This window comes from Methyloversatilis sp., assembly GCF_965284615.1.
Classification (GTDB): domain Bacteria; phylum Pseudomonadota; class Gammaproteobacteria; order Burkholderiales; family Rhodocyclaceae; genus Methyloversatilis.
The window spans coordinates 2,417,878-2,442,032 of sequence record NZ_OZ260098.1; the positions used below are offsets into that span (position 1 = coordinate 2,417,878).

At 65.1% G+C, this 24,155-nt stretch carries 17 protein-coding genes and 1 pseudogene; 2 read left to right on the forward strand and 16 right to left on the reverse strand.

From position 1 onward, the window contains the following. The first annotated feature begins 208 nt into the window (after nt 1-208). Nucleotides 209-772, forward strand: coding sequence for a sigma-70 family RNA polymerase sigma factor (locus ACQ66H_RS11495; protein WP_430434149.1), 564 nt, complete (start codon nt 209-211; stop codon nt 770-772). Then, nucleotides 769-1,476 carry an anti-sigma factor gene (locus tag ACQ66H_RS11500; RefSeq protein WP_019918112.1) on the forward strand — a complete coding sequence of 236 codons (708 nt, stop codon included), beginning with the start codon at nt 769-771 and terminating at the stop codon, nt 1,474-1,476. Before ACQ66H_RS11495 ends, ACQ66H_RS11500 begins: the two co-directional genes overlap by 4 nt. A 356-nt stretch (nt 1,477-1,832) precedes the next feature. Here ACQ66H_RS11500 and ACQ66H_RS11505 read toward each other — a convergent pair whose 3' ends face one another. The 16 genes and pseudogenes from ACQ66H_RS11505 to ACQ66H_RS11580 all read right to left on the reverse strand — a co-directional run bounded on the left by ACQ66H_RS11505 (nt 1,833) and on the right by ACQ66H_RS11580 (nt 24,061). After that, nucleotides 1,833-3,878: a sigma-54-dependent Fis family transcriptional regulator gene (locus ACQ66H_RS11505; RefSeq protein ID WP_430434150.1), complete on the reverse strand. Its 2,046-nt coding sequence runs from the start codon at nt 3,876-3,878 to the stop codon at nt 1,833-1,835. A gap of 226 nt (nt 3,879-4,104) precedes the next feature. After that, nucleotides 4,105-5,307 (reverse strand): acetyl-CoA C-acyltransferase, encoded by a 1,203-nt coding sequence (locus tag ACQ66H_RS11510; protein ID WP_430434151.1) that lies wholly within the window; start codon nt 5,305-5,307, stop codon nt 4,105-4,107. 213 nt (nt 5,308-5,520) lie between these two features. Further along, a complete protein-coding gene (locus ACQ66H_RS11515; RefSeq protein WP_430434152.1) occupies nt 5,521-7,482 on the reverse strand; it encodes an AMP-binding protein in 1,962 nt (653 codons plus the stop codon). Nucleotides 7,483-7,613: 131 nt separating this feature from the next. Beyond that, a complete protein-coding gene (locus ACQ66H_RS11520) occupies nt 7,614-8,939 on the reverse strand; it encodes a DUF1329 domain-containing protein (protein ID WP_296811760.1) in 1,326 nt (441 codons plus the stop codon). 17 nt (nt 8,940-8,956) lie between these two features. After that, nucleotides 8,957-10,537, reverse strand: a complete 1,581-nt coding sequence (locus ACQ66H_RS11525; RefSeq protein WP_430434153.1) for a DUF1302 family protein — start codon at nt 10,535-10,537, stop codon at nt 8,957-8,959. Nucleotides 10,538-10,628: 91 nt separating this feature from the next. Then, on the reverse strand, nt 10,629-13,007 hold the full coding sequence (locus tag ACQ66H_RS11530) for an efflux RND transporter permease subunit (RefSeq protein WP_430434154.1): 2,379 nt from the start codon (nt 13,005-13,007) through the stop codon (nt 10,629-10,631). A gap of 21 nt (nt 13,008-13,028) precedes the next feature. Beyond that, nucleotides 13,029-14,039, reverse strand: coding sequence for a WD40/YVTN/BNR-like repeat-containing protein (locus tag ACQ66H_RS11535; protein WP_430434155.1), 1,011 nt, complete (start codon nt 14,037-14,039; stop codon nt 13,029-13,031). 236 nt (nt 14,040-14,275) lie between these two features. Next, on the reverse strand, nt 14,276-14,779 hold the full coding sequence (locus tag ACQ66H_RS11540) for an acetone carboxylase subunit gamma (protein WP_430434156.1): 504 nt from the start codon (nt 14,777-14,779) through the stop codon (nt 14,276-14,278). 38 nt (nt 14,780-14,817) lie between these two features. After that, a pseudogene (locus ACQ66H_RS11545) lies at nt 14,818-17,143 on the reverse strand (hydantoinase B/oxoprolinase family protein). A gap of 83 nt (nt 17,144-17,226) precedes the next feature. Further along, nucleotides 17,227-19,374, reverse strand: a complete 2,148-nt coding sequence (locus tag ACQ66H_RS11550; RefSeq protein WP_430434157.1) for a hydantoinase/oxoprolinase family protein — start codon at nt 19,372-19,374, stop codon at nt 17,227-17,229. Nucleotides 19,375-20,297: 923 nt separating this feature from the next. Beyond that, on the reverse strand, nt 20,298-20,924 hold the full coding sequence (locus tag ACQ66H_RS11555; protein ID WP_430434158.1) for a glutathione S-transferase family protein: 627 nt from the start codon (nt 20,922-20,924) through the stop codon (nt 20,298-20,300). Nucleotides 20,925-21,033: 109 nt separating this feature from the next. Beyond that, nucleotides 21,034-21,663, reverse strand: a complete 630-nt coding sequence (locus ACQ66H_RS11560) for a glutathione S-transferase family protein (protein WP_430434159.1) — start codon at nt 21,661-21,663, stop codon at nt 21,034-21,036. Between the two features lie 23 nt (nt 21,664-21,686). Then, on the reverse strand, nt 21,687-22,283 hold the full coding sequence (locus tag ACQ66H_RS11565; protein WP_019918097.1) for a peroxiredoxin: 597 nt from the start codon (nt 22,281-22,283) through the stop codon (nt 21,687-21,689). After that, entirely contained in the window at nt 22,280-22,720 is a 441-nt protein-coding gene (locus ACQ66H_RS11570; protein ID WP_430434160.1) for a hypothetical protein, read from the reverse strand. Before ACQ66H_RS11570 ends, ACQ66H_RS11565 begins: the two co-directional genes overlap by 4 nt. Then, complete coding sequence (locus tag ACQ66H_RS11575) at nt 22,714-23,361, reverse strand: 3-oxoacid CoA-transferase subunit B (protein ID WP_304027014.1); 648 nt, start codon at nt 23,359-23,361, stop codon at nt 22,714-22,716. Before ACQ66H_RS11575 ends, ACQ66H_RS11570 begins: the two co-directional genes overlap by 7 nt. 1 nt (nt 23,362) lies before the next feature. After that, a complete protein-coding gene (locus ACQ66H_RS11580) occupies nt 23,363-24,061 on the reverse strand; it encodes a CoA transferase subunit A (RefSeq protein ID WP_019918094.1) in 699 nt (232 codons plus the stop codon). Nucleotides 24,062-24,155 lie beyond the last annotated feature (94 nt).

Consider the following 24,155-nt stretch of genomic DNA (forward strand, 5'->3'; position numbering starts at 1 on the left):
GGGGAAAGCACGAAGGCGCGAACTTTACAGACGGGCATGTATGTTTGCAAGCTCTTTTTCGCATTGCAACAATCGACCTCCAACCCGGCATCGAAAAAAATCGCGTCCGACTGCATCCGTGTGGGCGACTCGGGGGTAAGCCGTGAGAAGCTGGCGCCGGCTCACGGCAGCGGTGCTCGGCGATCCTTCACCCGTTCAAGGCAGAACCATGACAAGCACCACGGACGATTTCGATTTCGAGGCGGCGCTCGGCGCCTGTGCCGCCGGCGAGCGCAGCGCCCTGCGCCGCATATACGAGCGTGAGGGCGGCCGCCTGATGGGCGTGGCCCTGCGCATCGTGCGCCGTCGCGACGTCGCCGAGGACGTCGTGCACGATGCCTTCGTGCGCATCTGGGAAAAGGCGTCCAGTTTCGACGCCAGCCGCGGCAGCGCGCGCGGCTGGATCTACAGCATCGTGCGCCACGGCGCGCTGAACCACATTCGCGACCACGCGCGCGAGGTGCCGGCCGACGAATCGCTGACCGACAACTTCGAGCACGAAACCTCCGCCAGCGTGCCGGACCCTTACCAGCAGGTACTGCTGTCCTCGGAGGCCGGCATGCTCTACGACTGCCTTGGACGGCTCGACGCCGCGAAGCGCTCCAGCATCCTGCTCGCCTACCTCGAAGGCTGTACCCATACCGAAATCGCCGACCGGCTGGCCACGCCGCTCGGCACGATCAAAGCCTGGATACGCCGCGGCCTGCAGGCACTGAAGGAGTGCCTCGCATGATCCAGACCCCCGAAGACATCGCCGGCCTCTATGTGCTGGGCCTGCTCGACGCGGCCCGCCGCAATGAGGTCGAGCGCGACATGGAGAACGACACCACGCTGCAGGCACGCGTCGCCGATTGGGAGGAGCGGCTTCTGCCGCTGACACGCATGGTCGAACCGGAACCGCTGCCACCCGGGCTGTGGTCGCGCATCGAACGCAGCCTGTGGCCGGCGCCGCGCGCGAGCGCGGCATCGGCGCCCTCCTCTCTTTTCAGCCGGCTGTGGGACAGCCTCGCGTTCTGGCGCTCGCTGGCCGCCACCGGCTTCGCCGCCGCCATGCTGCTCGCCGTCGTGGGTCTGCCCGGCACGCAGCAGGCCGGCGAACCCAAGTTCATGGTGGTTCTGGTGGCGCCGGACGACAAGGCGCCGGGCTGGGTGGTGCAGGCCAGCACCGAACAGTCGCTCAAGCTCATCCCGCTTGGCGTGACCGAGGTGCCGCAGGCCAAGGCGCTGCAGTTCTGGACCAAGGGCGACAAATGGAAGGGGCCGGTCTCGCTGGGCCTGGTGCAGCCGGGCCGCCCGCTCGACGTGCAGATGAAGGAACTGCCGCCGCTGGAGCCCAATCAGCTGTTCGAAATCACGCTTGAACCCGAATACGGTTCGCCGATCGGTCGCCCGACCGGCCCCATCCTGTACATCGGGCGCGCGGTGAAGGTGATGTGACCTCTGCGGCCAGGCCGCTACCGGCCTGACACCGGTCTGGATCGGGGCCTGCGGTCGGCAGCGGCCATGCCCACCAAAGCTGCGTACGACCCCTCACAGATCGGGAATTCTGTGAGCGGCCCTTGCCGCCGTTTTCGATGCAGGCTGCTGTCGGGGTCAGAAGACCCCTCCCACAGAACCTCGCCCCCGCTCAAGCCGAGGATCTGGCGCAAGCCCCCTGCGGGAGCGGTCCTCTGACCGCGACTGCGGCGGTGGGCCGTGCGCCTCGGCGTGACATCGACGGTTACTGCCACATGCTCTCAGAGACCTGGCCTGACCATCTCCGGAGCCGTGGTCCTCGCTGGCGCGCGCTTCCGTCAGTGTCCCTTGGCGTGCACCTCGCGCGCGCGCTCGACCAGCGCATCGAGGCCGAATTTCTTCAGCTTGAGGTAGAGCGTGCTCTTGGCGATGCCGAGCGAGCGCGCAGCCAGTGCCATATTGCCGTGACTGCCGTCGATGGCGCCGAGGATGGCGTCGCGCTCGGCTTCTTCGAGCCGCCGGTTCTCGCGCGTTTCGCCGCCGAAGACCATGCCGTGATCGGTGGCCAGCGGCGCGTCGAACAACTGGATGCCACGCGGCGCTTCGGGTGTCATCAGCGCACGCGGACGCTCGCCGGTCAGCAGCATCGATTCGAGGATGTTGCGCAGTTCGCGCACATTGCCCGGCCACGAGTAGGAAGACAGCTCGCTGATTTCGGATGCGGTGAGCTGCGGCACCGGCACGCCGTGGTGCGCCGCCAGCTTCTCCATCAGCGCGCGCGACAGCACCGGGATGTCACCCAGCCGCTCGCGGAGCGGCGGGATGCGCACGCTGGTCACCGCGACCCGGTAGTAGAGGTCCATGCGGAAGCGGCCATCGGTGACTTCCTTGCGCAGATCGCGATTGGTCGCCGCGATCAGCCGGAATTTCACCTTGCGCGGCGTGTTCTCGCCGAGGCGGTAGATCTCGCCCTCCTCCAGCACGCGCAGCAGGTGCGGTTGCATGTCGAGCGGCATTTCGCCCAGTTCGTCGAGGAATAGCGTGCCGCCGTTGGCCGCTTCGATCTTGCCCATCATGCCGCCGCGCCGCGCACCGGTGAATGAGCCCTCGGCGTAGCCGAACAGCTCGGTCGCCAGCAGCTCGCGCGACAGGCCGCCGCAATTCACCGCGACAAAGGGCGCCGCCTTCGCACTGCCGCAGTCATGGATGCCCTTGGCGAACACCTCCTTGCCGACGCCGGTCTCGCCGAGCAGCAGCACCGGCACGTTGGAACGCGACAGGTGACGGGCGCGTTCGACCGCTTCCATCAGTACCGGGTCCTTGCCGACCACGCAGTCGAGCTTGCTCGGCTCGTGCGCTGCGCTGGTGGCGCCGACCGGCATCGTCGTGCCCTGCACCGAACGCGGCTTGAAGATCGGAATCGTGAGCAGGGTGCCGATGCGCTGTCCGTTGTCCAGAACCGGTTCCAGCCATTCCGGCGCAATCCAGCCCTGCAGGCCGGCCGGCAGCCCGTCGTCGGTGGCGTGACCCAGCGTAAGCGATGCGATGTCGAGTTTGCGCGAACCGATGCGGCCCTCGGACAGCTGGTTCAGCGCCTGTTCGGCGCGCTCGTTGGCCTTGACCGGATTGCCGCGGCGGTCGAACACGATGACGCCGTCCGAGGTCGAGTGGGTGAGCCGGTGCATGCAGCGCTCGAGCAGGCGGAAGCGGATGCCCATCTCGTGCTTGGCCAGACGACCTTCGATCTTGCTGGCGGTGGCGACCACCAGCGCCAGGCTGTGCTTGTTGTACGTCTGCTGCAGGCCCGACACGTCTATCGCGCCGAGCACGCTGTTGTCGTAGGGGTCAAGGATGACGGTGGACGAACAGGTCCAGCGCTTGATGCCGGCACAGTAGTGTTCGGCGGAATGGATCTGCACCGGGTGGCGCACCGCGATGGCGGTGCCTATCGCGTTGGTGCCGCAGGCCGTCTCGCTCCAGCTCGCCCCCGGCATCATGTTCATCATCGCGCCTTCGTCGCGCGTGGCCGGGTCGCCTTCGAGGCTGAGTATGGTGCCGCTATGGTCGGTCAGCACCATGATGGTTCCGGTTTCGGCGAGGAAGTCGCGCGCCATCGCCATCACCGGCGTGCTGGCGGTGAGCAGGTCTCCGTGCTTCTGCTGCAGCGAATAGAGCGAGTTCTCGCTCAGTGGCGGCGGCGCCTGGTACTTGCCGGGATCGACGTGGGCGTTGAGGCAGCGGCGCCACGAGTCGTCAATCAGGCGGCGCAGGGCGTCGGAACTGCATTCCTCGCCGTTGAGCAGCCGCTCCCAGTGGTTCATCACGTCCCGGTCTCGCTCCGGGCGCGAAAACATCTGGCTTTGATCGTCGTCCCGCAATTCCATGGCCACCTCCTGTTTGTAGTGGAGGTAGACAGGCTGCGAGGCACCACGGACGTGATGCATGCAGCACCCGACTCCTCCGATACCGGCGTAGCGATCCGCTTCGAGGCGCATCGTCTCGCAGGCTTGTTTGAAAACCATGTTGCACCGGCAGCCGCGGAATGTCAGCCACCGGGTGAATCTTCAAGGCGCAGGCCGGGCGCCACCCGGCCAATCAAATCAGGTTAGCTCAATTCTCGTACAACTCCAGTGCGATCGCAGTGGCTTCGCCGCCACCGATACACAGGCTGGCGATGCCGCGCCGGCCGCCGCTGCGTCGCAGCGCGCCGATCAGCGTCACCAGCAGCCGCGCGCCGGTGGCGCCGATCGGGTGACCGAGCGCACAGGCGCCGCCATGGACATTCACCGTATCCGGATCGAGGCCGAGGTCACGGATCGCGGCCAGCGTCACGACGGCGAAGGCTTCGTTGATCTCATACAGGTTGACATCGGCTTTCGACCAACCGGCGCGTTCCAGCACCTTGCGGATCGAATCGACCGGTGCCATCGGAAAGCGCGCCGGTGCGCCGGCGTGACCGGCGTGGGCGACTATCGTGGCCAGCGGCGTCAGGCCGCGCGACCTGGCGGTGGATGTACGCATCAGCACCAGCGCCGCGGCACCGTCGGAAATCGAACTCGAGTTGGCGGCCGTGACCGTGCCGTCCTTGCGGAAGGCGGGCTTCAGGGACGGAATCTTCTCCGGCTTCGCCGTCTGCGGCTGCTCGTCGCGCACCACGCTGGCGCGTGAGTCGCCGCGACCGATCACTTCGACCGGCGCGATCTCCCAGTCGAAGGCGCCACTCGTATCGGCTTCCAGCGAGCGGTTCAGCGAGCGCAGCGCCCAGGCGTCCTGGTCGGCGCGGCTGAAACCATATTCCTCGGCGCAGCGCTCGGCGAAAACGCCCATCAGCGTGCCGCGCTCGTCGTAGGCGTCTTCCAGCCCATCGAGAAACATGTGGTCGATCACGCGGTCGTGACCGAGTCGGTAGCCGGCCCGGGCACGGGCCAGCAGATAGGGGGCGTTGCTCATCGATTCCATGCCGCCCGCGACGACGATGCCGGCCGAGCCTGCGCGCACTGCGTCGTGCGCCAGCATGACCGCCTTCATGCCCGAGCCGCACACCTTGCTGACGGTGGTACAGGCGGTGGATGCCGGCAGGCCGCCGCGGAGGGCTGCCTGTCGGGCCGGCGCCTGACCGATGCCGGCCGGCAGCACGCAGCCCATATAGGCCTCATCGATGTCGTGGGCACTGATGCCGGCACGCTGCACGGCGGCGGCGATTGCCGTTGCGCCGAGCTGAGGCGCGGTCAGCGCCGAAAGGTTGCCGAGAAATCCGCCCAGCGGAGTGCGGCTGACCGACACGACGACTACGGGATCTGACACTTGATTCACTCGATGCTCCTTCGCGGAAGGCGGCAACCGTCGGGCCGCTGCGCGTCCGCGTGTCACGTAATTGCAATTAGCGGGCCAGTTTCGATGAATTGAAAAACGTCTTTTTTTCAATCACCTGACTCGATTTCTTGAGAGTCAACGACATGGGGCGTCCGAAAGCCGTACGGCGCGTACTGCGACCGTCCGGCTTTCGGACGTCCGATCGTCCGACCTTCAGACGCGGGCGGCGCGCAGGCCGATCACCTCGTCGATCGAACGCGGGTTCTCCATCGACGACAGGTCGCCCATCGGTCGCCCGATGTAGGCGTTGCGCACGACGCGGCGCAGGATCTTGCCGTTGCGCGTCTTCGGGATCTGCGTCAGCGCGTGAATGCGGGCCGGGCGCAACGGCTTGCCGAGCAGCCGGGCGACGTGGTCCGACAGCTCGGTTTCCCACACGCTCCAGCCCTCCTGCCCGCTGCGCTTGTCGTGCAGCGTGACGAAGCACACCACCGCCTCGCCCTTGATCGGGTCGGGCACACCGACCGCCACCGCCTCGGCCACCAGCGGGTGCGACACCAGCGCCGACTCGAACTCGGTCGGACCGAGCCGCTTGCCCGCCACCTTGATGGTGTCGTCGCTGCGGCCGTGCACGAACCAGTAGCCGTCGCTGTCTATGCTGGCCCAGTCGCCATGTACCCACAGCCCGGGCAGCGCCGACCAGTAGGTGTCCTCGTAACGCTCGGGGTCGTTCCAGAAGCCCTGGGTCATGCCGGGCCACGGCTGGCGCAGCACCAGTTCGCCGACGCTGCCGCGCACCGGCTTGCCTTCGGCATCAACGACGTCCGCCGCCATGCCGGGGATCGGTCCGTTGAAGCCGCAGGCGGTCTGCGGCAAACCGGGGAAACAGGCGAGGATGCCGCCGCCGATCTCGGTCCCCCCCGAGTAATTGACGATGGGACGACGACTCTGACCGACCGTTTCGAACAGCCACAGCCACGGTGTCTCGTTCCACGCCTCGCCGGTCGAGCCGAACACGCGCACGGTGTCGAGCGATCCGCTCTGCGGCACGGCGTCGCGGCTGCCCATCAGCAGGCGTACCAGCGTCGGCGACAGGCCGAGGTGGGTGACGCCGTGCCGCTGCACGATGCGCCACAGCCGGCCGGCGTCCGGGTAGTCAGGCGTGCCTTCGCACAGCACGATGGTGGCGCCCAGCAGCAGCGCGCCGAACACCATCCATGGGCCCATCAGCCAGCCCATGTCGGTCACCCACATCAGGGTGTCGTCCTCGCGCAGATCGAAGGCCATCACCATGTCCTGCGCCGCCTTGAGCGGGAAGCCGCCGTGCGTGTGCACCACACCCTTGGGCTTGCCGGTGGTACCGGACGTGTACACCAGCATCAACGGGTCGGAGGCACCGAAGGACTCAGCCGCGGACGGATCCGCCGGGGTGGCCGCAAGCGTCGCGTAATCGCACAGATCGTAGTGGCCGCCATGCTCGCTGCCGGCGTACGGTCCGTTGCCCAGGCGGTTGACCACCACCACGTGCTGCACCGATTCGCAGGCATCGGCCGCGGCCAGCGCGTCGGCCAGCATGCGCACCGGCTTGCCGCGGCGGAAGTAGCCGTTTGCGCACACCAGCACGGTGGCTGCGGCGTCCTGCACGCGCTGTACGACCGAGTCGGCGGAGTAGCCGGAGAACATCGGCACCGAAATGGCGCCAATCTTTGCCGCGGCGAGCAGGATGACGGCGGCCTCCGGCACCATGGGCAGATAGATCGCGATACGGCTGCCCTCGCCTGCGCCCAGCGCACGCAGCCCCGCCGCCACGCCGTTGACTTCGCGTGCCAGCTCCGCGTAGGTGATGCGTCGCTCTTCGCCCGCGTCACCTTCCCAGCGGACAGCCACCTTGTCCGGGTGGCGGCGCGCGTGCTTGCCGACAATGTTGTCGACCAGATCGAGCCGGCCGCCGACGAACCAGCGCGGCCACATGATGCCGTCGCTCATGTCCAGCGTCTGCGTGTAGGGCGTGCTCCATTCGAGCCCCACCTCGGCCACGACGCGGTCCCAGAAGACCGGCGCATCGCGCTCGGCGTCCTCCTGCAGCTGATCGAGCGAGCCGTAGCCATGACGTTCAATGAAACGGGCAAGCCGCGTGCCCTTCCACTCGTATCCAGATGGCGTGAATACCTTCATGATCGAATCCTGTTCTCTTTATGCCGGCCCGCTCCGCACCCGGTTTCCGCGGCGAAAAAAGCCCGACCCCGCGCTGCACAGGGTCGGGCGAACATGCCGGGAGGAGGTTCCAGCAATGCGTTCAACTGCGCTTACTTGCCCGTACCCGTTGCCACTTCTTCGAGCACGTTCAGCGATACGTCGGTTTCCTTGACGCCCTTCGGGTTGGACTTCATGTTCGACGACCAGTTGGTGGCGTGGCCGCGCTTGACGTCGATGATGTGGCCGATGACAGGCATGACCGCCTTGTAGCCGTCGTCGCCGATGTCAGGCCGGTTCTGGAAGATGAACATCTTCCAGAACTCGCCCTTGCGGTCTTCCGCATAGCCGAGGTAGGGACGCGGGAAGTCCACTTCCATGTACACCACCTTCTTGCTGTACGGATGCTCGTCCGGCGGGATGCCCTCGACCACGTACACCTCGCGCGGCTCCCAGCCGATGTCCTTGGCCGGGTTGAAGTACGGCGCCTCGCTCATGTTGATGCGCGGGAAGCGCTTCTGCGGCTCGGTGTAGGGCTGCGATACATCGACGCTCATCTCGGGGCTGTGCGCGATGGCCAGCACCCAGCGCTTCTCGATCAGCTTGTTCGACTTGTACTTGGTGGGCGCGGCGTCCCAGATGTCCCAGTCGTCGTACAGCTGGTCGGTACCGCCGATCGGATCCATCCACGCGCCACCCGACAGACGGCGTACGCGGCGCACCGACTTCAGGTAGGCGTAGGAGTCGTCCGGCTTCTTCGAATCGGCCTGGTTGTAGCGGACCGAGAAGGTGCCGAGGCCACGGATGTCCTGCGGGTAGTGGGCGACGAAGTAGGTCTTCTGCGCGATGGTGCCGTCGCCGACCGTGATCGGACCGCCATCCAGCCGGCCTTCCATGTAGTAGCGGCGGGACTGGAAGGCCTGCACGCGCTCATAGCCCTTCTTCGCGTCGAGGAAGGCCCAGGCGATGTCGCGCAGGTCCATCGTCGCGCCGTAGGTGGCAGCGCGCAGGTTCCAGATCACCTTGTCGCCGGCGTGCGGATCGTCCATCTTGATCGTTTCCGGCGGGAACATCATGCCGGCCTGCCAGCCCGAAACGGTGCGGTCCGCCGGATTGAACTTGACGGTGCCGACGTTCTTCTTCGACCACTCGACATACTTCGGATCCATCTCGATCTTCTTCGAGTTGGCGAGCTTGATGGTCAGGTTGTAGTTCTTGATCATCCACTCCAGCTTCTCCGGCACCATCGAGGCGATCGTCTTCTTCTCGAAGGTGTCGTTCTTGATGCTGTCGTAGTTGCTCTTGTCGATGATGAAGCCGGCTTCCAGCTCCTTGGCGTTGATCTGACCGGCGGCCAGACCGAGCACCAGTGCGAGCGCACCGGCGACACCCGTGCGTCGCGCGCGACCGGCCGGGATATGTGTGTTGAGCGTGTACATCTGTCTTCCTCCTTTGATCAGAACTGCCGGGTCAAGCGAAACACCAGCTGGCTTGCGCGACTGAAGTAGCCGAACAGCTGGGATTCACCATTGCTGAACTGGGTCCTGTTGCTCTTGCCGCCGTCCCAGAAAATGTCCGCTTCGACCTTCGCCAGCCACTTGTCGGAGAAGGTCATCGCCACGCTCGGGATCGCGAAGCCACCACCGTTCGACAGATCGAAGCCCACGGCCAGGCCGGGATTGATCGTGTCGTTCTTGTAGTTGAGCGTCGTGAACATGGTCAGGATGGTGCTGTGCTCGTTCAGCTTGGTGCCGTAGGCGAACAGGCGAACGAGGTCTTCACGGCCGTCGTAGTCCAGCACCTGGGTGTTGAACAGCTGGACCGACGAGAAGGACGGACGCGAGGTGCCGAAGATGCCTTCGAGGCTCAGGTCCTTGTCGATGCGGATCATGGTCCGCAGCGTGTCCTTCTTCTTGATGCCGTTCAGACCGATGCCGGGGTTGGCGGCATTTCCCGGATTGAATGCGCCGCTGCCGACGTTGTACGGCTGGTCCTTGGTGAAGGCGACTTCCGCGCTGATCACGGCGTCCAGCGTTTCGCTGTAGCCGCTGACCGTGGCGCCGAGCACGTCGATCTTCGGATGGATCAGGTCGAACACGGCACCGGTGACCGGTACCCCCTGGTGCGGCCTGAAGACGGAACTGGCCACCGGATCAGCGGCGAAGGTCGTCAGGTAGGCGATCGAGTAGTTCAGGCCGAAGGCTTCGCCGGACCAGCGGATACCGCCGGTCACGTCGTCCATGTCGCCGTCCTTGTGATCGCAGTTCTTGTCCGTCACCTGCGTCAGGTCGAAGCCGCGGTAGGGCTGGAAGAACCAGCGGCCGCCGCGGATATCGTAGGTGTTGCCGATGTCCTCGCAGCGGTCCCAGCCCGGACGCACGAAGGCGGCGATCATGCCCTTGGCTTCGGGAATGCGGATCTTGGTCAACACCATGATCAGCGGCTTGCGCCATTCCTCGTTCTCGCCCTCGAAGAACAGGCGCCAGCTGTAGTCGTAGCCATGAACCAGGTCCATCGCCTGGAAGAAGTCCGACTCGCCCCACACCAGCTGCTGCTTGCCGGCCTTGACCGTGATGCGGTCACCAATCGGAATCTCCGCCCAGAACTCGCGGATGTCGCCGTTGTTGTAGTTCTCGGTGATGCTCTTGCCGCCGGCCGTGCCGTTGGTGGCACGCAGGTCTTCGAGATCTTCGAGGTAGTTCGTCTTGTACTCGCGGTCGAGGCGACCGATCACCTTCCACTTGACCGGGCCGGTCTTCGCGTCGGCGTCGAGCAGCACGGAGCCACGCAACATCGACAGCTTGCCGGCGCTGTCCTTGCCGACTGCGCTCAGTTCCGGTTGATCCTCGAGATTGAACGAGGCCCAGGCACGCGCGTAACCCGACAGCTGGAAACTGAAATCGTCCGTACCCGCCCAGTTGCCACCCTCTTTCGCCGCCTCCTCGGCGCCCTGCGCGACGGGCATGCCCATCATCGCCAGTGCCGCCGCCACCGCCAGACCGGTGCCGGTCCGCCTGAAGGTTCTGCTTCTTCTCATGTCTCCACTCCCTCCTGTTTGGGACTACCCATGAGCCGCCTGCACACGCCCGTCGCCGTCGGCTGACACCGACGGGCGCGACGGGCTGCCCTCACACAACGACTGCAGGTTCTTCGGCGCGCTCGATCGGGCGCTGTTTGCTGCCCACGATGAACGCGGGGCGGAACACATAGACGATGGCCGGCATGATGAAGAGCGCACTGAAGGCCGAGATGAAGAGCCACAGAGCGATCAGCAGACCCATGTCGGCCTGCAGGCGCAGAGACGAGAAGCTCCACAGACCGACGCTGGTGATCAGCGTCAGTGCGGTCACCAGTACGCCGCGACCGGCGCTGGACAGCGCCTTGACGATGGCGCGTTCCACGTTGGGGTTGTGGTGCAGTTCCTCGCGGATGCCATCGACGATGTAGAAGGTGTAATCAACCCCCAGACCGATACCCAGGGCGACCACCGGCAGCGTGTTGATGTTCATGCCGATGCCCTGCCATGCCATGTAGCTGAAGGTGATGGTGTTGGACAGCATCACCGGGATCATGAAGAACACCCCGGCCACGGTGGAGCGGTAGGTCACCGTGCAGCAGACCACCAGCACCAGCAGCGCGAGCGCGATCGCCTCGATCTGGCCGGCGAGGATGACCTCGTTGACCGCGGCCAGCACGCCGACCAGGCCGCCGGCCAGCAGGTAGTCCGCCTTCTCGATCGGGTTCTGCGCCACGTAGTCCTGCACGCGGGCCACCGCGGTACGGATGGTTTCGCCCTGGTGGTCGCGGAAGAACAGCGTGACCGCGCCGTTCTTCGCGTCGGCGTCGGCGTAGCGGTCCATGTCGCCCGGATCGGAACCCGAGACGAACATGTAGGTCAGCTCCGAATTTTCGCCGGCGTCGTTGCCCAGTTCGGCGTACATCGGATTGCCCTCGCGCAGCACGCGGCGCACCTGCGGCAGGATGTCGGCCAGCGAAATGCTGCCGCCGACCTCGGGCTGGGCTTCCATATAGCGCTGGAAGTTGGCCATGCTCTGCAGCACTTCCGGCTCGCGCAGCGCGCCCTTCTCCTTGCCGGCGACCACGACGAACATGCGGTCGGAACCTTGGAACTGGCGGTTGATGTCGGACGCATCCCGGTTGTACGACGAGTCCGGCCACAGGATGGGAGAACCCGGGTTGGCGTCACCCACCTTCAGGTTGAAGGCATACCAGCCGGACACCACGAACACGATGCCGGTGATGGCCAGCACGACGTAGCGCAGGCGCGTGGTGACGACACCTGCACAGGCACGCAGGATGGTTTCGAGCACCGGGCGAATGTTCAGCGGATGCACGAACCCCTGTCCCGGCTTGAAGAAGGACAGCATGACCGGGGTCATGATCAGCGCACTGACGAAGATCGAGAAGATCCACACCGTGCCGATGTAGGAAATCTTTTCCAGCATCGGTATCGGGGTCAGCGCCACCACCAGCACGCAGCCCGCGTCGGCGACGATGGCCAGCATCGAAGGCTTGAAAAGATTCTTCGCGCTCGCCACCGCGGCCGCGGCCGACGTCGTCGCGCCGTGCGCGATCTCGTCGTCGTAGCGCGAAATCAGCTGCACCGAGTTGGAGATCGCCTGCGCCGTAATGAGGAAGGCCACCACGATCACCAGTGGATCGAGGTGGAAGCCCATCAGCTTGGCTGCGCCCAGCGCCCAGATCGCGCTGATGACACCGGCCAGCAGCGGCAGCACAGTGCCGTGCCAGGTGCGCGTAATCAGCATCAGGATGATGACCAGCGAAGCGATGGCGGCGAAGAAGATCTGTATGGTTTCGTCGAGGTAGTAATTGACCCAGCCGTAGAGCACCGGCTCGCCGACCACGCGCACCATTACGCCGTCGCCGTCGGCCTCCTTGACCAGACCCATGATCTGTTCGAAGGCCTTGCTGTAATTGATGTCACCGTCGAGGAAGTCGGCGGTGATCAGCGTGGCCTTCAGATCCATCGACACATAGGGGCCGTAGATCAGCGGATTGTTGAGCACCGCCTCCTTCAGCACCGCCATCTCGGCCGGCCCCTTGGGCAGCTCCGGCCACATGATGGGCCGCGACTCGACGCCCTCGGTCGAGGCGCGCACCTCCTTGATCTTCTTCGATGCGATCGAGATGATCTGGTAGGTGTCAACGCTGTCGACCTGCTGCAGACCGACGGTGATCTTCTGCACCTTGGCCAGCACCGAGGGCTTGAAGATGTCGCCTTCCTTCACCTCGATCATGATGCTGACCATGTTCGAACCGCCGAAGGTCAACTTGAACTGCTGGTTCACCGCGACGTACGGGTGGTTCTTCGGCAGCAAGTCGCTGAACACCGTCTTCACTTCGACGTGGCTCGCGAGATACCCCATGACGGCGGTCAGCAGCGCCACCGCCAGCACCACCCAGGTGCGATGACGGATCAGCGTCGCGAACGCGTGTTCGACCTTGCTGAAAGTTTCGTTTTTCACAGCATTCTCCCCCTGCGCTTCTTATCGACCGACGATGGTCAGCTTGCCGCCCTCGAGCACGCCCAGATTGGCGCCCGATACGTAGTAGCGATTACCGGCACGCGCGATCTGCGTGCGCCAGGACACGTCACCCTCGGAGATGCGACCGAGCTTCCATTCGGCGGCTGCGGCGTCCGACGTGACCATCACGCCCTTGTCGCCGACGGCGACCCAGCGGTTCTCGTCCCATGCGATGTCGAGCAGGTGTTCGCGGGTCAGGCGCGGCACTTCGCGCCAGCTGGCGCCACCATCGCTGGTCACCAGCAGGGTCCCGGTCAGGCCCACGGCAACGCCGTTCTGGTCGTCGCGGAAATCGACGCCCATCAGGCTCACCTTGTTTTCGAGTTCGTTCTCGGTCCAGGTCGCGCCGCCGTCGGTGGTGCGCATGACGGTGCCGAACTCGCCGACCAGCCAGCCGTTCTGGCCGCGGAAGTAGATGTCGTTCCAGGCGCGGTCCTTCTCTTCCATCGCGCGCGTCCAGGTCACGCCCTTGTCTTCCGAGCGCAGCAGCGAACCGAATTCGCCGACCGCCCAGGCCACGCCGTCGAAGATGTGCACGCGGAACAGCTTGTTGGGGTTGTCCGACTTCGGCACCTGCCCGGCCTTCCAGGAGCTGCCGCCGTCGGCGGTGTAGAGAATGACGCCGTGGTTGCCCGCGACCACCGCGTGCTGCGCATCCCAGGCGGCGATGCCCTGCAGGTTTTCGTAGGTGGGGGCCACCTGGCGGTGCCAGGTCTTTCCGCCGTCGTCGCTGCGGACGATCTTGCCGCCGGTACCGGCAGCCCAGGCGATCTGCTCGCTCGGTGCGGTGACGCTGAAGAAGTTGTCGCGCCGCTCGACTGCCTTGGGCTCGACCTTGTTGATGACGGCTTCGGCCTTCACGAAGAAGCCCGCGTACAGCAGACCACCGATGATGGCGATGGGAAGCGTCGAGGTGACGACATTGACCGCGGCACGTGCACCGCTGCCGAACCGCTTGAGCTGGTGAAGCATCTTCTGTCTCCTTCTGGCGCCGTTCCGTGCGCTGGGCGCACGACGCTTTTCATGACCTGGACGGACATTTCGGCGTGAGGGGCCCCCTGCAGCCGCCAGAGGCCGCATACGGGTACTGCCGATTCCGCGTCAGGGTGTTTGGAGGAAGGCGGCCGGCCGGAACCGGCCGCTGTCGCTGCGACCGGCCTCCCCCGGCCGGTCGCGCCGGGGCACCTTGTGGGCGCCCCGGCTATCCATCACGACGCCCGTTCGGGCACCGGAAGGCCGACCCACTCCTTGTAGAAGGCTTCGATGTCCGGCTCGAAGTCGTGGATCACCGGGTACCACGGAGTCGGTGCCTCGACGTCGTGCAGCGTGCCGCAGGTCGGGCAGTAGTACTCGCGGTACACCTGCCAGTTGGTATCCGGCGCCATCAGCTTCGGATAAACCTCGGTCATCGCCTCTTCCGTGTCACGCACGTAGATGTGCGCGTGCATCTTCCAGTTGTCGGTGTAGTCGCAGAACTCGTGACCACAATCGCACTTGATGACCCACTGCTTCTTCGCGGTCTGCACGATGTACATGTGCGGGGCCAGCGGCAGCACGATCTTGTCCTTGAAGGTCACTTTCTTCTGCAGCGCCTCGACGTACTGCTTGAAGCGGCTGTTGTCCTTCGGCATGGACAGCATGCGGAAAGTGGTTTCCCAGTCCAGCGTGCCCTCGGCCAGGTGAGCGACCTGCTCGTTGGTGTAAGTCAACATTTATTGCTCCTTGATTCGCGTGATCGGTCTGTTGGAGGTCACTCTTCGACCTGGACGACAGTGGTGACGTCAGGCATCAGCGACAGGTCCATGCGGTGCTTGGAACCGTAGGACGGAACGCCCAGTTCGGTCTCCAGCAGTTGCCAGTCGGCCGGCAGGCTCCAGAAGTCCTTGAAGTGCTTGGTGAACTTCTCGGACAGCGCGAAGCTGGTGGCGAACATGTGCTGGACGGCCTGCGACGCGTGCTTGTTGATGATGCGTTCGCGCTCTTCCTTCATCCATTCGCGCACCGGCACCGCACGGGCCAGACGTTCCTTGCGCATCTCGGCGCGACGGGCCTGGGTCTTCGCCACATCGATGACATACGCACCCTTGGCGTTCTGGGTGAAGACGGCGCCGTACACCTTCTGGGCATACTCGGGCAGCAGGAACTTCTCGTTCAGGTCCTTCTCGATCGCCTTCGGCTCGCGGTCGATCGGGTCACCGAAGCCGGGGCCGCCACGCAGGTAGTTCAGGTACAGATCGTGGTTGTCGTAGCAGTCCTCGGTGGTCATGCACTGCTTGTCGCGCTTGATCCGTGCCGTGGCATCGATGTTGTGCTCGTAGGTCGGCGAGGTCGGATCGATGTCGCCACCCAGCGGCAGGCTTTCGCCGTTGGCGATGCGACGCTCCAGGCCGGTCTTGTGCGCTTCGAAGCGGTAGCCGGTGGCAGCCGGGTAACCACCCATCATGCCCCAGTCACTGTTCATGAAGCCGTTGCCCATGAAGAACATCGTCCAGTCCTGGGCGTTCCACACCATGCGCAGCGTCTCGAAGCCGCAGCCGCCACGGTACTTGCCGTAGCCGCCGGAGTTGGCCTTCACGTTGCGGCCCATGTAGAGCAGCGGTTCGGCCATTTCCCAGATTTCGATGTCGCCCATGTCGCCTTCCGGATTCCAGATGGCGGCGGCGTGGTTCAGGCCGTCCTTGACGGCGCATGCACCAGTACCGCACGACGAGGCTTCGAAGCTGTTGACCGCGTGGATCTCGCCGTCCTGGTTGATACCGCCACCCTGCAGCCAGTTCGAGGTGTTGGCATTGCCGGCGTTCACCTCTTCGAGGTAGCCGCGGCTGAAGTAGGACTGCGACAGGCCGCGCCACAGCGCCGCCCAGCCGGACACCAGGAAGTGCCATGCGTAGGCGTGGCCGGTGCGGCGGTCATCCGGGTTGCACCAGGTGCCCTTGGGCAGGTGGAACTCGGTGGCGAAGTAGGCACCGTCGTTGATGCGCTGCGTCGGCACCAGCGTCTGGCACATCATCACCCAGATGCCCGAGGTGAAGGCCACCTGGTGGGCGTTGAAGGTATGCCAGCCCCAGCGGCTCGCACCTTCGAAGTCGAGGCGCCACTTGCCGTCCGGCTTGATCGTCATTTCGCACGGCGAGTGCATGATCGAGTCGAGCTTGGCGAAGGCGGAGGACACCTGCACGTCTTCGTGCTTGTACGGCACATCGACGAAGGACACCTTGCGGTACTTGCCCGGCAGCGTCATCGCCTTGATGCGGCTCATCAGGCCACGACGGCCTTCCTCGATGACTTCGTAGGCGAACTTCTCGTAGGCCTCGATGCCGTCGGCACGGATCACTTCCTCGACCAGTTCGCGGATCATGTGGCAACCGGCGATACGGGTCTTCTCGTCGAGAATCCAGTACTTCGGCGTACGCACCGAACGCTGCGACTCGTGCAGCCAGTCACGCAGCGGCGTGTCATTCACACCGGTCTTGCGGCAGGTGATCATGTAGCCGTCGCCGAAGCGCTGCACCTGACCGGTTGAACATCGAACCCGGGGTCACCGCGCCGGTGTCGATCACGTGCGTCACACCACCCACCCAGCCGATCAGACGGCCTTCCCAGAAGATCGGGACGATGGTGGCGATGTCGCACGGGTGAACGTTGCCGATCGAGCAGTCGTTGTTGGTGAACATGTCACCGGGATTGATGCCGGGGTTGGCTTCCCAGTTGTTCTCGATCATGTACTTGATCGCCGCGCCCATCGTGCCGACGTGGATGATGATGCCGGTCGAGGTGAGCACGCAGTCGCCGACAGCGTTGTACAGCGTGAAGCACAGTTCGCCTTCCTGCTCGACGATCGGGCTGGCGGCGATCTTCTTCGCGGTTTCGCGGGCATGCACTAGGCCGCCGCGCAGCTTGGAGAACAGCTTCTCGTAGCCGATCGGGTCGGCGTCGCGCAGTTCCAGCTTTTCCAGGCCGTTGTAGTGGCCGCTGGCCTTGGTGCGCTCGATGATGCCGTCGCGGAACTGCTTCAGCGTCTGGCCGTTCTTCAGGAGATCGGCGAAGCCGGTCTCGTTGTTGCTCAACATGTTCATTCAGTCTCTCCTTTGGAGTTTTTTCCGGATCGCTGTGCTGTCAACCCCGGATGGGTGCCGACAGCCCTTCAGGACACCGGCGCTTACTTGACTTCCTTCAGGTGGAACAGGCGGTGCTTGTCGACGAAGGTTTCGAAGCCGTCCGGCACGACGAAGGTGGTGGCATCGGATTCGATGATGGCCGGGCCGACGATGTGGTTGCCCGACTTCAGCGCTTCCATCTTCCAGATCACCGCATCGACCCACTTCTTGTGGCGATAGAACGGACGGGTACCGATGCGCGCTTCCGGCGGCGGCGTGGGGCCGCAGTCCGGGTCTTCCGGCAGCACCGGCTTCTGCGTCACCACGGTGCCGCGCATGATTGCGCCGGTGGCCGAGAAGCCCAGTTCGGGCGAACGTGCGGAGCTCGCATAGACGCGGCCGTAGGTGTTCTCGAAGGCTTCGACGATCTTGTCCCAGTCGGACGCGGTCGCGGCGGTCAACACCGGCGAGATGATTTCCAGGTCGTTCAGCTGACCCATGTACTGCATCTTGTAGCCGGGGATGAGCATCACGTCTTCCGGCTTGAAGCCGTTGATGACGAACTCCTCGATCACCTTGCCCGCCAGCTCCGTCCAGGCCGCCTGCAGGGTCTGGCATGCGGCCGCCTTGTCGGCGTCGCTGGCCAGCTGGGCGACACCGAGGTTGACCGACTTGTCGTAGCGATATTCGAAGTCGGCGCAGGCGCAACCGAAGGCCGAGAAGCCGGCCGCCCAGGCGGGTACGACGACGTCCTTGAAGCCGACGCCTTCGGTGTAGCCGTAGGTGTGAACCGGGCCGGCACCGCCGTAGGAGAAGCAGGTGAACTCGGCCGGGTTGTAACCCTTGGCGCTGATGTTGGCGCGCAGGTACTCGGACAGCGTCAGGTCGAGCAGCTCGATCACGCCGGCTGCGGCGTCTTCCACCGACAGGCCCAGCGGGTCGGCGATCTGCGCCTTGATGTGGTCACGCGCACGCTGCACGTCGAGCTTGATCGCGCCGCCGAGGAAGTTGTTCGGGTTCAGGTAACCCAGCACGACGTGGCAGTCGGACACCGACACCGTGTCCAGGCCACTTTCCGGCCAGCAGGTACCGACGCGGTAGCCGGCGCTGTCCGGGCCCAGCTTCAGCGACTTCGAGTACGGATCCAGGCGCACGAAGGAACCGGCGCCGGCACCGACCGAGTCCATCGCCACCAGCGGCAGCGACAGCACCAGGCGGGCCATGTCCGGATCGGACTTGATGGCGAACGAACCCTTGGTGATCAGTGCCACGTCGAACGAGGTACCGCCGATGTCCGAGCAGGCGATGTTCTCGTCACCCAGCGCTTCGCCCAGCAGCTTGGAGCCGATCACGCCGCCGATCGGGCCGGACACGATGGTGCGGGCCAGTTCCTTGGCCTTCCAGCTGATGGTGCCGCCGTGCGTGGCCATCACGCGCAGGTCGAACTTGCCACCGTGCTTCTTGAAGCGGTCGCTCACCTTCTTCAGCGTTTCGCGCGACGGTTCCGCGCCGTAGGCTTCGAGAATGGTGGTGTTCATGCGGTGGCTTTCCTTGCGCTGCGGGTAGTAATCCACCGAGGCAAAGACCGGGATATTGACGTTCAGCTTCTTCAGCTCTTCCTTGACGATGTCGCGGGCGCGCTGTTCGCTGGTGCCGTTCTTGTGCGACTGCAGGAAGCAGATGACGATGGCTTGCGAGCCGGCATCGACCAGCTCCTTCACCGCGGTGCGCACTTCGGCTTCGCGCAGCGGAATGACGACCTTGCCCTGCACATCCGTACGCTCGGTCACGCCACGGGTACGCGACACCGGAACCAGCGGCTCGTCATAGCGGTGCGTGTTCAGGTGGATGCGGTCTTCCAGCGCGTAACCCAGATAGCTCTGCAGCGCGCGGCCCATCGAATGCACCTGCTCGAAACCGCGGTTGCAGATGAGGCCGACGTCGAGGCCCTTGCGCATCAGAACGCGGTTCAGCATCGCGGTACCGGAGTACACGCAGGTCACCAGCTCCGGGTACACGTCATCGACCTCACGGCCCCAGTGCGCCAGTGCATCGACCGACGAGTTGTAGATCGCCAGGGATTCGTCCCCGGGATTGCTCTGTGCCTTGCCGACCACGAAGCGGCCGTCCGCACGGACAAAGAAGGTGTCGGTCATGGTGCCGCCTGCATCAATCCCCAGCACCTGAACCGACGAGTTATCGATCGTCATCTCCACGTCTCCATTTGAATAGTCCAACTGCTCTTCGCCTCCGACCCCCGTGGGCCGGTGTTTCCTGATCGATCTGGCCGCGATCGAACAAGCCTCCAGGTGCAAGGACGGTGCCAGTGCGGATTCCGGCACACGGCAATCTCGCAAGCGATTGATTTATAGACGGTTAATTTTCTTCGCCGGGCGGGTGACAACATGCCGACGGGCATCGGACGGATGGAATTCGGACGGCATCGTATGAAGCGACCGTAGTGCGATCGGACAGTCCGGAAACCCGCGTCGGACGGTCGTTTCGGACGGTTTTGACATGCTGCGTCGCAACAACTTCCAGGCAGCGTCAACGCAGTGGCTCGCGCTGCGCGGTTGGGCGACGGTGGGGGCGAGCTTGCTCACAAGATTGCCGCCTTGATCGATGCCGGCGGCCAACCAAAGCCGCGTCGCGGCCAAGGCCGCTCCCACAGGAAATGCGCATGACACGCGGTCGAAGCCGGCTCTTTGTGGGAGGGGTCTTCTGACCTCGACAGCAACGGTGGGCAGTGCGCGGCGCTTGGTTCAGATCTCGGCGGTAGCCAGGGCCGCTCCCACACGAAATGCGCACGACACGCGGTCGAATCCGGGCTTTCTGTAGGAGGGGTCTTCTGACCCCGACAGCAACGGAGGGCAGTGCGCGGCGCTTGGTTCAGGCCCAAGCGGTAATCATGACTACTTCCCGCAGAGCGCCCTCGTTCGGTGCCTGGCGCGAAGCCCGTGGGAGCGAACTTGCTCGCGATTGCGGGCTTGACCGAACCCGGCGGCCGGCCAAAGCCGTGTCGCGGCCAAGGCCGCTCCCACAGGGTGCTGGCTGGATCCGGTTCTGCGTGGAGCGGTCTTCCGACCGCGACTTCAGGACTTGTGCCGGACGCGTTGAATCGTCGCTCGCGCGCTCAACGCAGCAGGATGGATTTCACTTTCCACACATGTTCGGCCGGCCGTTCGAGCGACGGTGACGGCAGCGCGCGCAGGCCGCGCAGCGTGGCGTCGCGCGCCGCGACGCGCTGAAGCCAGCGCGCCAGCGCGTTGAAGCGATGCATATCGACGTCGGACCAGGCATGCATGCGCATCCAGGCCCAGTGCGCGATGTCCGCAATGCTGAACGCGCCGGCAAGGTAGTCGGCGCCCTGGAGGTGGTGGTCGAACAGCGCGAACAGACGCAGCATCTCCGCCCGTGCGGCCTTCGCATCGCCCGTCTTCGCCGCGTCGGCGGCATCGACCGGCAGCATGAGCCACTGCATCACGCGCGAGCGACCGATGGCGTCGCTCGGCATCAGCTGGCCGCTGCGTTCGGCGAGATAGACCAGAACCGGGCCGGCATCGCTGACCGAGAAACCCGCTGCGTCGTGATCGACGATGGTGGGCGAACAGGCGCAGGCGCTGACGCGCATGAATTCCGGCGCCAGGCGTTCGCCGCTGCAGGCGTCCATCGGGTGCACGGCATAGGGGATGCGCAGCTCTTCGAGCGCAATCGAAACCTTCCAGCCATCAGGTGTCGGTGCAGAGTAAAGGTCGATCATTCGCGCATCCCCCGATGCAGTGCTTCGTGGCCTCGATGCGATCCGGATGCGCGCGCCGCCCTGCCCTGCAGCGTGTCGACACTCACCCGGCTTCGCATGTCGGCGATCCTCAGGCGCGCGCGCTCGGGCGCGCGCTCACGTCCTTGTGCCAGCGCAGCAGATTGCTGCAGTCGGCCGGAATACCGATGTCCGACCAGCCTGCGAACTCGATGCTGCAGAAGGTGGTGCAGTCGGCCACCGAGAAGGTCTCGCCGGCAACGTAGCGATGCTTGCCCAGTTGCTGGTCGAACTTGCGGAAGAAGTGACCGAGCCGCTCGCGGCCACGCTCGACCAGGGCGGGAATCTGCGCCACCGGCGACGCGAAACCCGGCAGGCCGCGGTCGCGGAAGGCGTCGGCGGTATTCCGGAATACTTCGCCGGCGGCCATCATGCCTTCGTCGAAGGCACGCCTTTCCCACATGTTGACGATGGCGCGCTCGTAGGCGTTGCGACCGAGCAGCGGCGGCGCCGGATGCAGTTCTTCGAGGTAACGGCAGATCGCCATCGACTCGCCGATCTGGCGGCCGTCCGGCAGTTCCAGCATGGGCACCATGGCCTGCGGAAACTTCTCGATGTAGTCGGCGCGCAGGCGCAGGTTCTCACCCGACACCTCGACGATGTTCAGGTCCAGGTCCTTCTCGACCAGAAACATGCGAACCCGCTTCGGGTTCGGGGCTGCGTGCCAGTCGTACAGTTTCATGTGTCCGTTCTCCCAGGGTGCCATCACAGCATGTCCGAATGTTCGGCGAGGTAGCTCGCCACACCGCGATCGGTCGGCGTCATGCCGGCCTTGCCCTTCTGCCATCCGGCGGGGCAGACCTCGCCGTGCAGTTCCGTGTGCTGGAGCGCATCGATCACGCGCAGCAGCTCGTCGATGTCGCGGCCCAGCGCGAGGTTGTTCACGATCTGGTGCTGCACCACGCCGGAACGATCGATCAGGAAGGTGCCGCGCAGCGAAATGCCCATCGGCCCTTCGACCCCGTAGGCACGCGACACCGCGTGCGTCATGTCGGAGATCAGCGGATAGCTGAGCGGACCAACACCGCCCTCGGCATACGAGGTCTTCTTCCATGCCAGGTGGGTGTAGGCCGAGTCGATGGAACAGCCGACCACATCGACATTGCGGCGGGCGAACTCGGGCATGCGCCGCTCGAAGGCGATCAGTTCCGACGGACAGACGAAGGTGAAATCCAGCGGATAGAAGAACAGCACGGTGTAGCGCCCGCGACCGTCCGACAGCGTGTAGGGGCGGAACTCGTTGTCGCCCCACACCGCGTTCTCGGTGAAGTCCGGCGCCGTCTGGCCAACCAGGATGCTCATGTCGATTCCTTTGAAGAGACGATTTCCGGGCGGAAGTGCCGGGCGCGGAAAGGTTTGCGCTGACGTCCGGCCGGCGGCGGGTCGTAGCCTTCGGGCTGACGCCAGGCCATCAGGCGCTGGTAGCTGGCGAGCAGCTTCATGAAGTTGGGCAGCGCACGGCGGGCCGGTGACGCTTCGTCGTACAGGTCCATCAGCTCGCGCAGTTCGCGCAGCGTGAAGCCGAGCTGCACGGCGGCCGCGGCGATGATGAGCCGGTCATCGTCCTCGCAGCTGTAGCGGTCGGCGCCGGCTGCGTCGATGATGCCGAGCTCCTCGAAGGCGGAAACCCGCGCCAGCGGAATGCCGTAACCCTGCACCAGCTGCTGCAGCGTGATCACGTTGGCGCGCGCGCTGCGACGCGCGGCGGCGGCAGGCGCCGCACCGCCCGGCGTCAGCACAGCACCACCGGTGCAGTGAGCACCGGCGCACCGGTCTTTTCGAGCACCTCGTCGATGCTCACGCCGGGCGCCAGTTCGCGCAGCTCCAGACCGTCAGGCGTCACCGCCAGCACGCACAGGTCGGTGATGATGAGGCTCACCACGCCGACCCCGGTCAGCGGCAGGTCGCACTGCTTCAGTATCTTGTGTTCGCCGCTGCGGCTGCAGTGCTCCATCATGACGATGACACGGCGCACACCGGCCACCAGATCCATCGCGCCGCCCATGCCCTTGACCAGCTTGCCCGGAATCATCCAGTTCGCCAGATCGCCGCGTTCGCTCACCTGCATCGCGCCGAGGATGGCGAGGTCGATGTGACCGCCGCGGATCATCGCGAACGAATCGGCGCTGCTGAAGAAGCTGCTGCCGGGCAGCGTGCTCACCGTCTGCTTGCCGGCGTTGATCAGGTCGGCGTCAACCTCGTCCTCGGTCGGAAAGGGGCCGATGCCCAGCAGGCCGTTTTCCGACTGCAGCCACACGTCCATGCCTTCCGGAATGTGATTGGCCACCAGCGTCGGCATGCCGATGCCGAGGTTCACGTAGTAGCCGTCGCGCAGTTCGCGCGCCGCGCGGCGCGCCATGTCGTCTCGTGTCCAGGCCATGTCAGGCAGTCCTCGTCGTGCGTTTTTCGATGTGCTTCGAAGGGGTGCGATTGACGATCACGCGCTGCACGAAAATGCCCGGCGTATGGATCTGGTCCGGGTCGAGCTGCCCGGTCGGCACGATCTCCTCGACCTCGGCGATCGTCGTGCGCCCGGCAGTCGCGATCATCGGATTGAAGTTGCGCGCGGTCTTGCGGAAGACCAGATTGCCCGCGCCATCCGCCTTCCACGCCTTGACCAGGGCCACATCGGCCAGCAGTGCGTGCTCAAGCAAATAGCGGTGTCCGCCGAAATCGCGCGTTTCCTTGCCGTCGGCGACCGGCGTGCCGACGCCGGTGCGGGTGTAGAACGCCGGGATCCCGGCCCCGCCGGCGCGCAGCTTCTCGGCCAGCGTGCCCTGCGGCGTCAGTTCGACCTCCAGCTCGCCCGACAGCAGCTGTCGTTCGAATTCCTCGTTCTCGCCGACGTAGGACGCGATCATCCGGCGCACCTGACGATTGGCCAGCAGCTTGCCGAGACCGATGCCATCGACGCCGGCGTTGTTGCTGATCACCGTGAGGTCATGCGTGCCGCTGTCGGCCACCGCGTCGATCAACTGCTCGGGAATGCCGCACAGCCCGAAGCCGCCGACCGCCAGCGTCTGTCCGTCCTTGAGCAAACCCTTGAGCGCGCTCTTGGCGTCCGGGTAGAGCTTTTTCATCTGCCTCCTCCTTGTTGCATCGGTGTTTCGCGACGTCGCCGCGAATTGCCCGGAGGAGATTCAGCAAAGCCTGTGCCGGCGCGCGTCGTGTGCA